We start from the raw sequence: 12,939 nt of genomic DNA on the forward strand, positions 1-12,939 counted from the left end.
AAAAACAGATGTGGAAGTAAAAACAAAATCGGGGAAAACCGAGAGCTGCGTCAGCCGGCCTGACGCAGCTCGTCCTGCATCTCATCGACTTCAGGAGACTGGTGGAACTCGCTATTCCGTGGATCCAGCTCGGTAAGCACCGGAGACGTTTCCGGCATGGCCGGCACAAAGTGCTCCTGATCTTTCACCGCAACATCCTCGGTATGACTGATCCGATAGCTGGTGATAACCGCCAGCACCAGAAGGAAGCCGGCATTGCCCAGAAACAGCCCTTTCGGCCCAAGCAGATTGATCAGTTCGGCCATGGCGACCGGCCCGATGACACTGCCAACACCGTAGCTGAGCAGCAGCGTGGCGCTGGCAGCAACAATGCGGGTACTCTCCATGCGGTCATTGGTGATGGCCACCGCAATCGGATACAGGGTGGCAGACAGGCCGGTAAACAAGCCCACCAGCAGGGTCAGCAACCAAGGGTTAGACGCCCCCAGAACCCCGATACCGCCGGCCGCGGAGGCCGCAAACACAGCCACCCAGAACATCACCCGACGACGTTCAAACCGGTCACAGAGCCGGCCCAGTGGCCAGGCCAGTATCATCGCGGCCACGATGGCACTGGCCATGAAGGTGGATGTCCTGGCAAGGTCCAGCCCGACCAGCGTGGCGTAAACCGGGCCGAGGGCATAAAAGCCGCCAATCATGATGCCACAGACCAAAGCACCGGCGACGCCGGTAAAGGACTCACGGGCCAGAGTAAAGATGGAGATACGCTGAACCTGTTCAATCACCGGTGCTTCCATACGGGTCATCGCCAGCGGAACCAGGGCCAGCGTCAACAGAATCGCTGCAATCGAGAATGGCATGAAGTTGGCCGGGTCGCCGATGTTGACGATCAACTGGCCACCGGCGGCTGAGAGGTAAAATACTATCTGGTAAACGGCAAACAGCGCGCCCCGGTTGGCGTTGGTTGCCCGGCTGGAAAACCAGCTCTCGATAACAACCAGAACCCCGGCAATGCTGAAACCGGAAAGCACTCGCAGTGCCGCCCAGAAAATCTCGGAAATGGCCATCGGATAGAGCAGGGAAGTCACGGCAGCAATCGCAGCCAGCACCGCAAAGGCACGGATGTGGCCAACACGACCTATAATCCGGTGGACGTATAGGGTGCCAAGCACAAAACCGATGGAGTAACAGACCAGAATCCAGCCGATAATATCTGGCGATATGGCCTCAATGCTGAGGCGGATACCCAACAGGGTCATCAGGAACGCATTACCGCTGACCAGCAGAATGATACTCAGAATCAGGGCAGACAGGGAGGCGACCATTCGGGTCATTACAGCAGCTCCGGGCGTTACAGGATGTTTTCGGGGTGATGGAACTCAAAGTAGCAGCAAGCACCGGACCTTGCCGGCTACGTATTAGATCAGGAGCCTGAAGTAAAACCACTAAGCACTTCCCGAAACCCGTTAACTGCGTCACAAAAACCCGCAAAGGCCGCTATATTGCTGTTTAACAGAGTTTTACATTAATGTGCCGTAACAGACCCTGCGTGTCGGAGCGGGTAACATGAAATCAAGCTATTCATTGGATCATGAGCGCCTGGTTATGAAAAAAACGGACTGGCCCATCCGCTGGGATCTGCTGCTTCGCTACCGACTGATTGAAACCATTGCCCTGTGGGAAGGTCGCCTGACCACCAACCACATCTGCCACAGCTTTGGCATTGGTCGTCAGCAAGCATCCAAGGACATCAATACCTACCTGCGTGAGCTGGCACCCGGCAATCTGGTTTACGATCGCCATCTGAAGGGCTATGTGCCAGCCGCGAAATTTCGGCCGGTGGTTACCCGGGGACTGGTGAACGAGTATCTGGACCTGCTTGCCCGCCAGCAGAGCCTGAGCAGCACCTTCAAGTCCCTGAACATCGGCCTGCCCGACAGTACGGTTGTCCAGGGCCCCAACCGGGTGATTGCGCCTGAAACCATGCGGACGGTGGTCGCGGCAACGCGGCAAGGCCGACAATTGCGGGCCAGCTACGCGTCCCTGAGCCGGCCTGAAGCCGTGGAAAGCATCCTTGAACCACACACCCTGGTTTGTGCCGGCAACAGCTGGCACCTGAGGGCCTGGTGCGATTCAAACCGGGAATTCCGCGACTTCGCCCTGAGCCGCTTCCGCACTTCCCCGGAAGCTCTGAGACCACGGGCAAAACATACTCGCGAGCAGGACGACGACTGGAACCGCGAAGTCACCCTGGTGGTGACACCGGATCAGCGCCTGACCGAGGCCCAGCAACAGATTATCGCCAGGGATTACGGCATGGAACGTGGCCGGCTGGAGATCGATACCCGCGCTGCGCTCGCACCCTACGTGCTGTCACGCCTGGGGATTACCTTCGATAACCAGCACCCGGACCCTCTGGTACAACAGCTTGAACTGGCCAACCCGGATCAGCTTGGTTTCGGCAGCAAACGCGAGCAGGCGCTCAAAGCCGTCGCCGGCCTCTGCTAGACTCCCGGTGTGAGCTCCAAAACCCGGTTTCTTCCCTTCCTCAGTTTTCTGGTTCTGCCGTTGCTGCCAATGGCAACAACGGCAGAACCAGGCTGTGGTGAACCGGCCACAGCTATTTCTGCTGTCCAGGGCGATGGCCCTGCCTCTGCCCTCACCGGCCAGACGGTGACGGTGGAGGGTATTCTTACCCTGGACTCCCGCTCAAAAGGCGGGTTCGGCGGCTTCTATCTTCAGCAGGCAGACCACCAGACCGACAACAACCCGGCCACCTCTGAAGCGGTTTTCGTCTATACCAACCGGGATACCGGAAAACCCGGCATGCGTCTGCGAGTAACCGGCAAGGTCAGGGAATTCCACGGACTGACCGAACTGGTCGCCGTACAGAACCTCCGGATATGCGGCCAGGAAGCGCAGCCAGAGCCGGCCACCATCGAGCTGCCCTGGTCCAGGGACCCCGAGAGTCTGGAAAACATGAGGGTGACCTTCCGCTACCCCCTGACAGTGGTGGACAACTACAACCTCACAAAATACGGCGAACTGGCATTGGCGGCATCGGATCAGGTCCAGCCCACCGAATACCTGGCCCCCGGGCAGCGGGCGCACCGACGGTCTGCCAGCCATCGGCAAAGCCGGGTGTTGCTGGATGACAACCGCTCCCAACGGGACCCCAGGCCGGTCCCCTGGCCGCCAACCGGCCTGTCGCCATCAGCCACCGTGCGGGCCGGTGATCAGATCGACCGACTCGCTGGCATCCTCGATTTCCGCTTTGATGCCTGGCGAATCCAGCCGGTGACTGAGCCCCGATTCGTCGTGACCAACCCGCGCAAAAAGGCGCCCCCACGTCCGCCAGGCGATGCTGTGCGGGTGATGGCCCTGAATCTCGGAAACTTCTTCAACGGAAATGGCCAGGGCGCTGGCTTTCCCACCCCGCGAGGCGCTGAAACCAGGGCTGAGTTTCGCCAACAGCGACAGCGTCTGATTCAGACTCTTCAGGCGCCAGACCCGGACATCCTGGCGGTTGCCGAACTGGAAAATGACGGTTATGCCGCCGCCAGCACAATCGCCGGGCTGGCCCGTTTTCTCGGGAGTCAATGGGAATTTGTCAGCACCCCGGGTAACGACGGTGGCGACGAAATCCGTACCGCCTTGCTATACCGCCGCGACCGGATAACACCAATCGGTTTACCCGAACGCCTGACCGACGGTGTCTTTCGATCCGGAGGCCGCCCCCCTCTGGCACAGGATTTTCGCCGTGTTGACGGTGAGCAGACAGTCAGGGTTGTTGTCCCTCACCTGAAATCGAAATCCTGCCGGGGCGCCGTGGGCGAAGATCAGGATCAATCCGACGGGCAGGGTTGCTATACCAGCCGGCGGGTTGCCGAAGCCAGGGCCCTGGCCAACTGGCCCGGTGCCTTTTCCCGGGACACCCGATCCGCCGGAACCCTGATTGTCGGCGACCTCAACAGTTACGCCCGTGAACATCCGCTTTCCGTTCTAACCAGGGCCGGCTTTACCAGCATGGTGCACCAGTTCCACCCCTGCACTCGCGCGACCTGCCCCCACTACACCTATCGTTACAAGGGTGAGAAAGGCACCCTGGATTACGCCCTGGCCTCCAAAAGCCTCCGACCACTGGTACTCCAGGCACAGACCTGGCTGATCAATGCCGATGAGCCCCGGGCGCTCGGCTATCAGGGCATTTCCCAATCCGATCAGCAAGGGCCCTGGCGATCCTCCGACCACAACCCGGTGATTATCGACCTCAGGCTCTGAGAACTGTCCCCCGGGTCAACGCTACCGATTGCCCGTCCGCCGGACCAGACCGGCAGTTGGCCTTTCGGGCCATTTTAATCCGTCAGCGAAGTCATGGGGGAATGCATCGGGAGTCGCCATAATCGGACACGCTATGCGATCCGCTAAATAACAACAACAGAACCCGACGAGGAAACCCCATGCGCGCCTCAGTATCAACGGCACAGGATCTTGGCATGCCGGCCATTTACCTGCACCTTCTGGCCGAACTGCTGAACACCATTGGTGTTGATGAGCAGGACCTTCTGCTCCGGGTCGGGCTGGACCCGGCCAGGCTGAAATCCACTGAACTCCGGGTCAGCCAGACCCAAGCCAGCGAGTTTGTCACCCGGGCCATCATCGAAAGCGGAGAGCCGGGACTCGGCATCATGCTCGCCCGGAAACTGAAGCTTCCGCTCCATGGTGCCCTGGGTACCGCCGTCATGAGCAGTCGCACCCTGGGTGACGCCATGGAGCTGATGACCCGGTACCTCACCCTGCGGGTACCTCACCTCCAGATCAGCAAACGCGAAAACGCCAACCTCGTCTGGTACATCGTGACCTGCGATATCGATCTCGGGCCGCTGCACGGCTTCATTATGGATGCCATGCTGTTCGGTTGCGTGTCCATGGGAGCCCAGTTGACCGGATCGGTCGTTGACGGCTTGCGGATCCTTCGACGGTGCCCGGAACCCGCTTATTTTCAGCGGTTTCGCTCACAGATACCGGTACCGGTGGAGTTTGGTGCCACCGACAACGCCCTGGTGATTCCCGTCTCCCGGCTGAGCCTGCCGGTGCGGTTCACCGACGACCAGCTGGCTGCTTCCTCCCGGGCCCAATGCGAAGAGGCGTTACGGCAGCTGACCGAGGACGCCGGATTCGCCTGTCGGGTACGGCGGGTTATTGAAACCAGCCATCCCTTTCCACCGAAACTCGCCCGGGTTGCCGGCACCCTGTTTATCTCCGAACGGACACTCAAGCGCCGGTTACAGGAGGAAGAGGCCAGCTTTCAGCAGCTGGTGGATCAGGTCCGCCTGGAGCGGGCGGGCGACCTGCTACGAAACACCACCATGAACCTGAGCCAGATTGCCGATGCCTTGGGTTACGCCGATGCCGCCAATTTCACCCGGGCCTTCAAGCGCTGGACCAATACCAGCCCAAGCCATTACCGAAACGCTTCGAGGACACCTGGCTCCGTGCCAGCGCCAACAGACCGGATACTGACAGCCGGGTAGTCAGTCGATACCGATGATCTTGTGCATTTGCAGGGTCAGACGCCATTGCGGGTGGGCCAGACAGTAATCCGTGGCAAGGCGGGTATTGCTTTGCCTGACGCCGTCAACACCACCTTCCGGCGCTGACGGCGATGCCATCGGGGAAAGAAAATAGTGACTGGCCCGAATGTGCAGGAACCGCTCCGGCGTGGCCAGAGGCTGCGGATACACCAGTTTCAGCTCGTCACAGGTTTCGATAACCACCGGCGCATCCGCCTTCGGGCTGACACACAGCCAGTCAATGCCAGCGGGGGCCGGCAGGGTGCCGTTGGTTTCCACACCGACTTCGAAACCCTCCCGGTGGAACGCCTCGATCGCGGCCGTGTCCAGTTGCAACAAGGGTTCGCCGCCGGTACAAACCACATAGGGTTTACCGGGCGCATCCGGCCAGAGGCTGCGAATGTGCCCGGCCAGGGCTTTCGGTGAGTCAAACCGGCCACCGTTCTGGCCATCGGTGCCAACAAAATCCGTGTCACAGAAATGACAGACCGCACTGGCGCGGTCTTTCTCCCGCCCGGTCCACAGGTTGCACTTGCTGAACCGGCAGAAGACAGCGGCCCGGCCGGCCTGGGCGCCTTCACCCTGCAAGGTATAAAAGGCTTCCTTGACCCGGTACATCAGCAGTTATCCTCGTACTCGATTGGATCTGGAACACCATTGGCAGCAAACGCCTCAAGCCGCTCCACACAGGAGCCACAGCGGCCACAGGCGCGCTCGCGACCGTTGTAGCAGGTCCAGGTCTGTGCATAATCCAGCCCCAGACGGAGGCCTTCGGCCAGGATCCGGCCCTTATCCATAGCCATGAAGGGCGCTTCGATGCCCACAGGCTCATAGTTGGCCACACGGCACACCGCGTCCATCCTTGCCACAAATTCAGGGCGGCAATCCGGGTAGATGGCATGATCACCACCATGGGCACCGTACCATACAGCCCTGGCACCCACCGTTACCGCGTATCCGGTGGCCAGGGACAGCAGGATCATGTTGCGGTTGGGCACCACGGTGGCCTTCATGCTGTCTTCTTGATAGTGACCTTCGGGCACCTCGAGTTCCGAGGTCAGCGCCGAGCCGGCCATCACCTCGCTCATGGCCCGGATATCAATCACCTTGTGGGGAATGTCGTGGGCTTCACACACTGAACGGGCACACTCCAGTTCGCGGACGTGTCGCTGCCCGTAATTGAAAGACAGGGCATGAACCCGGTAACCACGATTTCTGGCCAGGTGTAGCAGCGTGTAGGAGTCCATGCCTCCGGAATAGATTACAACCACGGTGTCAGTCATTCGGGCTCCCCGTATGGTGCGATTCGAGTTCGGCTGGTTTACTGTCGGGCCCGTTCCTGTTGCTGTCATCGGGCTTTTACAATGAATGGACATATTGTAACAGTACAGGCTCAGGTTGGGTTCGCGTCTCGGGTTCGGGGCGGGTAAACTCGGCTAAAAACAACTCATCATCTACACTGATCCCATGACTACTATCCGCCCGGCATTTATCGATTTCGAGGCATCCAGTCTTGATCTGATCGCAAGCTACCCGATTGAGGTAGGCATCTGTATGCCGGACGGCACCCTGCACAGCTGGCTGATCTGTCCCTACGTTCTGTGGCAAGACTGGTCGGAGAGCGCTGAACAGATTCACGGCATTTCCCGCCAGACGCTTGAGGCAGAGGGCATTGCGGCCAGTGAAGTGGCTCGGGCCCTGAATGAGCTGCTACCGGAACAGGTATTTTGCGATGCCTGGACCTTCGACAGTTTCTGGCTGCACCGGTTATTCAGGGCAGCCCGTATCAGGCCCGCTTTCCAGCTTGAATCTATCTCGGCGCTGCTGAACTCGCAGCAGCTACGGCAGTGGTCCGCCATGCGCCAGCAGGTGATTTCAGAACTCGGCTTGCCAGTGCACCGGGCGGCCAATGACGCCCTGATCCTCCACAAAACCTGGGAACGGATCGCCCTGCCAGAAGACTCCGCGATGCCACTGGCCGGCCACAGCCGCCAGGCCTGATCGTTTTATCGCCAGAGATGGGTCGGAAATCTGTACGAAGTAGTGGCTACGAGGTTTCCACTACGTTTTCACTACGTAAAAAAAACGCAGCCATAGAGGCTGCGTATAAAGGAGAGATCCATCGACTGCCTGGCGCGGCAGGCAGCCGGGATTGCACAACGTAAAACACGTGACGCTGGGAATTATGCCAACCGCCCATGGCGCCGTCTGTAGGGGTTTGCCGAAGATGCCGGCCTATTGCAAACGGCCCGTTAGCCTATACACTGATAGTCGAACCGAAACACAAGAGCCGGTATGACCAGAATGATTCCACAACTCATTGCTTACACAGCCGCAGGTTGCCATGCAGGGCAGTCTGTTCGCGCGATGGTGAACGACATCTGACGGCTTTCGGTCAGTCCCGGGAGCCTCTGTAGCGACCGGGTCAGCTTCTCCGCAAAACCCCGGTCGCCCTCGGCACCGGGGTTTTGTTTTTGCAGCCGCAAAACGACAAGGAGAACATCATGAAAAGACATCCGACAACACGAGCAGCGAACCAGCCCATGAACAATCGCCAGGGGCCGATCAAGCCTCCGGAGAAGCTGCCGCTGCTGGATGCGATCTGCCAAAAACTGAATCAGCGCGTCAACCTGGATGATGAGCAGCGGGTGCTGGGTGTGTACGAGCGTGGCTGGATCTTCAACGGCGTTCTGGGCAATCTGGACGGTGCCGAGGCCCGTTACGTCAGGGCACTGGCTAATCGCTATAACTCCTGGATTGCGCGTCAGGTCGCCTGACCGCCGTCTTCAGGGTTGGAACGTACAGGGCCTGAACCGGTCAATGGCGCCGGTTCAGGCCCTGCATCATGGCCATGTCTCCCCCGTGGACCATGGCGTAGTTGTTCACCACATCATGAATCTTTTCCTGGGAGTAGGGCTTCACCACATAACCGTTGGCGCCAGCACTGATGGCCCGCTGGATGCTTTCAATGGAATCATCGGCTGTCACCAGCACGATATGCTGCTGCTCCCGGCTGCGCTTGAACTCCAACATCAGCTCGTGGCCATCGCCGTCAGGCAGGCCCAGATCCAGCAGAATGATCTGAAACTCCTGGGCTTCAAAAGCCGCCCTGGCTGAGCCCGCATCCATACATTCGGCTACCTGCGTTGCCCCGGCCTTGTAGAGCATTTCCACCAGCCGCTCTCTCATCACCGGCTCGTCTTCTACTACCAACACTCTCAGATCTGTCATGGGTTGCTCCTGTCATACTGTTGGGTCGTTGCCCGTGCGCCGGGGCAGATCCAGTGGCGCAGGGCGGGGCTGGTCCGGCTCCCTGAGATCCGAGCTGGCCGATACCTCCTGCGGCCCGGTCAGTGATTCCTCCATACCAAATCGGGTCAGGATATTGCTGATGCTCACCGCCGTGGTGTACAGGGAGATGGCGATGATCAGGAGGATCGGCTGAACAAAGGTGACAAAGCCGGGCACATCGGAACTTCCCAGTATACTCAATATCAGAATGATTGCCGGGCCCAGCACCACAAACAGGGTCAGCGCGATAAAGAAAACGATGCGTTCCTTGTAGCGCCCCAGGTCCCGGTTGGTAACCAGCCCGAGCACAAACTTGCCAATGGCAAGACCGGCCAGAATGGCCGCCGCAATACTCAGATCCGGCCGGAGCAGGGTTTCGTAGAGCCGGCCTTCCCACAGCCGCTGCATACCAATGATCAGAAAGGGAAACAGGACGAACAGGATGTCTGCATAGGTCCCGTACATCATGCTGAGGGAATGGTGCTCTCGGCGTTCCGGCAGTTCACTCATTGCGTTGTTCCTGTTGGTTGTTCACGGGTCGAATCAGCCCGGGGCCTCCGAAGCCGTCAGGGCGCGGTCTATCATTTCACCGAGCCCTTCCAGTTCGCTGCGAACCCGATCCCAGTCCGGGTCAGTGGCTTTCAGAAGGTCTTCAAGCCTGCCCGCCTGGCGGGTCATCAGAGGATAGCCCATTGCCCCTGCTGTTCCCTTAATCTGATGGGCTTCCGTTCTTAAGACTTCCCGATCGCCATGGGCCAGCGCCTCTTCCATCCTATGCCGGCGATCCGCCAGACTGTCAAGAAACCGGGCTACCAGGCCGGCAACCTCGGCCTCCTCACCGGCCTCCGTAACGGAGGCCGGGCTGGCAACCAGCAGTCGTTCCAGCAACGATCGGAGATGCGACTGATCAATAGGCTTGTTCAAAACCCCATCACAACCGGCATCAAGCAGAGCATCCGTTTCCTGCTGATCGCCGGCGGTAAAGGCAATCACCGGCCGCCGGAACCCCGCCTGGCGGAGCAGCGCGGTGGCGGCAACGCCATCCATGCCAGGCATATGGCGATCCATCAGGACCAGATGGATCGTGTCTGAAAGCGCCGTCCGGACCGCTTCATCCCCACTGGTAACGGCCACCACGTCCACCCCTTCACGGCGCAGCATACGCTCCACCAGCTGGCGGTTTTCCTCGTTGTCTTCCGCCACCAGCACCTTGCCCTGATAACGCCGCGCGGGCCGTTGCGCACTGTCCGGGCTGACCACAAGATACTTGGCCAGGGTTTCGAAAAACCGCTGTTTGTCAATGGGCTTGGCCAGATGCTCATTACAGCCCGCCAGCCGGTAATCGGCAATATCCTCAGACATCACATTGGCAGTGAGGGCAATAACCGGCGTATTCACGCCGGCTTCGCGCAACGCCGCAGTCGCATCCCGACCATTCATGACCGGCATCTGGATATCCATAAGAATCAGATCGAAAGGTTCACGAATGGCCAGCTCCAGTGCTTCGGCGCCATTGGCCACATGCACCAGCTCTGCCCCGGTGCGAGACACCAGCAGGGACACCAGGCGCCGGTTAACGTCGTTGTCTTCGGCACACAGGATTCGGCCAGAGAGTCGCGGCGCCACCACCATGGGTATGGCTCTGCGACGCTGACTCAGCTCCGAGGCATCCCGCAGGAAATGCACCTGCTCCAGTGATCCGGTACGGATCGAAAGCTCAAACTCACTGCCCTCGCCATAGGTACTGTCTACCCGGATACTGCCCCCTAACATTTCCGCCAGACGTCGGGAGATGCTAAGCCCCAACCCGGTTCCACCGTATTGTCTGGAAATGGCGGCACTACCCTGGGCGAAGGGATCAAACAGCCGGCCCAACTGCTCCGGCTTCATGCCGATACCGGTATCGACAATCCGGGCCACCAGTAGCTCCTGATCGCGATCGCATCGTACGACCAGGGAAATCGAGCCTTTTTCAGTGAATTTCAGGGCATTTCCACACAGATTTATAATGATCTGGCGCAACCGGGTCGGGTCCGTCTGGATTTGTTCCGGTAACGGGTATTCACAGATAATGCTGAAATCGAGGCCCTTTTCCCGGGCCCGGGGCGCAAAAAATGCCCGGATTTCATCCAGCAGTTCCGGCAGGTTGACCGAGACGATATCCACGTCCAGTTTGTTGGCATCGATTTTCGAGTGATCAAGAATATCGTTGACCAGTTCCAGCAGATGGCGCCCGCTGCGCACCACTGTCTCGGCACTGCTTCGTTTCTCCGGCTCGCTCAGGTCCGGGTCAAGCAGGGTTTCGCCATAACCGATGATCGCTGCCAGCGGCGTGCGGATTTCATGGCTCATGTTGGCCAGGAACTGGCTTTTCGCCTCGGCCGAATTGCGGGCCAGCTCCTTCTCCAGGCGCTCCTGCTCTCGTTCCCGTTCGATGCGCTGCCGGTTATGGCTCTCCGTGGCATCGATGCAGGTTCCCTCCAGGTGCGTCGGTTCGCCATCGGCGTCGTACACCGTATGCAGTGAAATGGTGGCCCAGCGCTCATCGCCGTCCCGGGTCAGGTACCGGGCCTCGATACCCTTCACTGTGCCCTTTGCTTCCAACTGCTCCACCACCAACCGGCGCAGGCGATCATCGGCAATGCAGGTTTCCAGTACGTCCGGATTGCGCTTGAGCAGCTCCCGGCTGCTGTTATAGCCCAGCAACCTGGCCATCGCCGGGTTGGCAGTGACGAAACGACGGCCCGGGGACATCTGGAACACCCCCTCAATGGCATTGTCAAACAGTGACTGGTAGCGCTGCAGATTCGATAAGGCCCGCTGGCTCCAGCCCAGGGCCTCGCCCTGGACCTGCTTGATCCGGTCCGCCAGCGCAAACGAGAAGAGTATGATCTGGGCCGTCAGGCCGAACTGGGGTGAATAGGTGGTGAAGGTGTTCAGGGGCAGCAGGCCCATTACCGTAAAGGCATAGATCCCGAAGCCAACAAGCGCCAGGGTCCAGGCAAAGAAGTAGGAGCGGGCCGCCGGGTTGTAATAGCGCCAGGACAGGTAACTGACCACGATCATGATCAGGCTCAGCAGGATCGAGCCGACAACAATCCATTCCATTGCCACGTGATAGGGCAGGAACAGCGACAGTACAAACGTGGTGACCACGGCATAGAGACAAAGCCGGATAACCTGATCAAGATCCGCTGATCGCTCCCGGGTCTCCAGCAGCGACCGGGCCATCAGCAGGCCCCAGAACCAGGTCAGAGTGATCTGGAAGTGCAGAAACTGCTTGTTGAACAGGGCAGGCCGGTTCTCTAGTAACTGGATACCGTGGACCTGTTCGGTGAAAATAAAGACGGTCGCTGACACCAGATAGAGCACGTAATAGATATTACTGCGCTCACGGACCGAAACGGCGACAAAAAGGTTATAGGCCAGAATCGCCAGCACCGCTCCCAGCAGGATGCCCCGGACCAGTTCATCCACCGATACCTTTTCAATATAGCTGTCGGGGTGCCACAGGCTGATGGGCAGCCGGAAGGTGTTGGTGTTGATGACCCGCAGGTAAACCCGGTTCAGGGTATCGGGCGCCAGGGACAGTCGGAAGGTCGGGTTGGGCACCGCCAGGTCCCTCTCCGCCCAGTTATCTTTATAGCCGGCCCGCCGCTGCTCAACCAGGGTGCCGTCGCGAACCATGAACAGGGCGACTTCATCCACCAGGGGCAGGGCCAGTTCCAGAATCCAGTCGGTCTGGTCCGGGTTTTTGCCTGGACGCAGATCAAGGCGTACCCAGTAGGCGGATTCCGTGTAGCCAAAGTTCAGCACGCCGCCGTCGTGACGGGTGAACGCGCCAGGTTCAAGTTTGCGGACCTCATCCAGGGTCAGGGTCTGCCCCGGGTCCTCCAGGTACCAGATACAGCCCCCCAGATCCCGGATACTCTCGACACCCGCACTCAGGATAATCTCGCCATCACGGCAGGGTTCGGCCGCACCGGCCGACGCCGGCATCGTGATGGTGGCCAGGAACAGCAGGACCATCAACGAACGCGTCACCGCTGGGAGCGCCAATGTAAGCCGTTGCCGC

At 59.5% G+C, this 12,939-nt stretch carries 11 protein-coding genes; 5 read left to right on the forward strand and 6 right to left on the reverse strand.

Annotated features, from left to right (window positions below; translation table 11 throughout):
• Window positions 1-50: 50 nt before the first annotated feature.
• The gene (locus AC13C0_RS20300) at window positions 51-1,334 is read right to left on the reverse strand and encodes an MFS transporter (RefSeq protein ID WP_341580900.1); all 1,284 of its coding nucleotides are present in this window, start codon (window positions 1,332-1,334) and stop codon (window positions 51-53) included.
• A 271-nt stretch (window positions 1,335-1,605) separates the two neighbouring features.
• Between AC13C0_RS20300 and AC13C0_RS20305 the strand changes: the two genes are divergently transcribed.
• From AC13C0_RS20305 to AC13C0_RS20315, 3 genes are all read left to right on the forward strand, one after another.
• Window positions 1,606-2,508 carry a helix-turn-helix transcriptional regulator gene (locus AC13C0_RS20305; protein WP_205422338.1) on the forward strand — a complete coding sequence of 301 codons (903 nt, stop codon included), beginning with the start codon at window positions 1,606-1,608 and terminating at the stop codon, window positions 2,506-2,508.
• Between the two features lie 9 nt (window positions 2,509-2,517).
• Window positions 2,518-4,281: an ExeM/NucH family extracellular endonuclease gene (locus AC13C0_RS20310; RefSeq protein ID WP_341580901.1), complete on the forward strand. Its 1,764-nt coding sequence runs from the start codon at window positions 2,518-2,520 to the stop codon at window positions 4,279-4,281.
• A gap of 179 nt (window positions 4,282-4,460) precedes the next feature.
• Complete coding sequence (locus tag AC13C0_RS20315) at window positions 4,461-5,534, forward strand: AraC family transcriptional regulator (RefSeq protein ID WP_341580902.1); 1,074 nt, start codon at window positions 4,461-4,463, stop codon at window positions 5,532-5,534.
• Here AC13C0_RS20315 and queE read toward each other — a convergent pair whose 3' ends face one another.
• A complete protein-coding gene (gene queE / locus AC13C0_RS20320; protein ID WP_341580903.1) occupies window positions 5,535-6,191 on the reverse strand; it encodes a 7-carboxy-7-deazaguanine synthase in 657 nt (218 codons plus the stop codon).
• Window positions 6,191-6,856, reverse strand: coding sequence for a 7-cyano-7-deazaguanine synthase QueC (gene queC / locus AC13C0_RS20325; protein ID WP_341580904.1), 666 nt, complete (start codon window positions 6,854-6,856; stop codon window positions 6,191-6,193). Before queC ends, queE begins: the two co-directional genes overlap by 1 nt.
• A 184-nt stretch (window positions 6,857-7,040) precedes the next feature.
• Here queC and AC13C0_RS20330 point away from each other — a divergent pair, with 184 nt between their 5' ends.
• Both AC13C0_RS20330 and AC13C0_RS20335 read left to right on the forward strand, forming a co-directional pair.
• Window positions 7,041-7,574, forward strand: coding sequence for a 3'-5' exonuclease (locus AC13C0_RS20330; protein WP_341580905.1), 534 nt, complete (start codon window positions 7,041-7,043; stop codon window positions 7,572-7,574).
• A gap of 503 nt (window positions 7,575-8,077) precedes the next feature.
• Window positions 8,078-8,350: a hypothetical protein gene (locus AC13C0_RS20335; RefSeq protein ID WP_341580906.1), complete on the forward strand. Its 273-nt coding sequence runs from the start codon at window positions 8,078-8,080 to the stop codon at window positions 8,348-8,350.
• Window positions 8,351-8,390: 40 nt separating this feature from the next.
• On the opposite strand, the gene AC13C0_RS20340 is transcribed toward AC13C0_RS20335, so the two are convergent.
• From AC13C0_RS20340 to AC13C0_RS20350, 3 genes are read right to left on the reverse strand one after another with little or no spacing between them, the layout of a single operon-like run.
• Entirely contained in the window at window positions 8,391-8,804 is a 414-nt protein-coding gene (locus AC13C0_RS20340; RefSeq protein WP_341580907.1) for a response regulator, read from the reverse strand.
• 12 nt (window positions 8,805-8,816) lie between these two features.
• Entirely contained in the window at window positions 8,817-9,374 is a 558-nt protein-coding gene (locus AC13C0_RS20345) for a hypothetical protein (RefSeq protein ID WP_341580908.1), read from the reverse strand.
• Window positions 9,375-9,407: 33 nt separating this feature from the next.
• Window positions 9,408-12,893 carry a response regulator gene (locus tag AC13C0_RS20350; RefSeq protein WP_341582802.1) on the reverse strand — a complete coding sequence of 1,162 codons (3,486 nt, stop codon included), beginning with the start codon at window positions 12,891-12,893 and terminating at the stop codon, window positions 9,408-9,410.
• Window positions 12,894-12,939 lie beyond the last annotated feature (46 nt).

Source organism: Marinobacter sp. B-21, from assembly GCF_056857895.1.

Bases quoted from the DNA above. Each gene is read 5' to 3' on its own strand.
- AC13C0_RS20300 (WP_341580900.1), bottom strand. From the start codon at position 1,334: ATGACCCGAATGGTCGCCTCCCTGTCTGCCCTGATTCTGAGTATCATT.
- AC13C0_RS20305 (WP_205422338.1), top strand. From the start codon at position 1,606: ATGAAAAAAACGGACTGGCCCATCCGCTGGGATCTGCTGCTTCGCTAC.
- AC13C0_RS20315 (WP_341580902.1), top strand. From the start codon at position 4,461: ATGCGCGCCTCAGTATCAACGGCACAGGATCTTGGCATGCCGGCCATT.
- queE (WP_341580903.1), bottom strand. From the start codon at position 6,191: ATGTACCGGGTCAAGGAAGCCTTTTATACCTTGCAGGGTGAAGGCGCC.
- queC (WP_341580904.1), bottom strand. From the start codon at position 6,856: ATGACTGACACCGTGGTTGTAATCTATTCCGGAGGCATGGACTCCTAC.
- AC13C0_RS20330 (WP_341580905.1), top strand. From the start codon at position 7,041: ATGACTACTATCCGCCCGGCATTTATCGATTTCGAGGCATCCAGTCTT.
- AC13C0_RS20335 (WP_341580906.1), top strand. From the start codon at position 8,078: ATGAAAAGACATCCGACAACACGAGCAGCGAACCAGCCCATGAACAAT.
- AC13C0_RS20340 (WP_341580907.1), bottom strand. From the start codon at position 8,804: ATGACAGATCTGAGAGTGTTGGTAGTAGAAGACGAGCCGGTGATGAGA.
- AC13C0_RS20345 (WP_341580908.1), bottom strand. From the start codon at position 9,374: ATGAGTGAACTGCCGGAACGCCGAGAGCACCATTCCCTCAGCATGATG.
- AC13C0_RS20350 (WP_341582802.1), bottom strand. From the start codon at position 12,893: ATGGTCCTGCTGTTCCTGGCCACCATCACGATGCCGGCGTCGGCCGGT.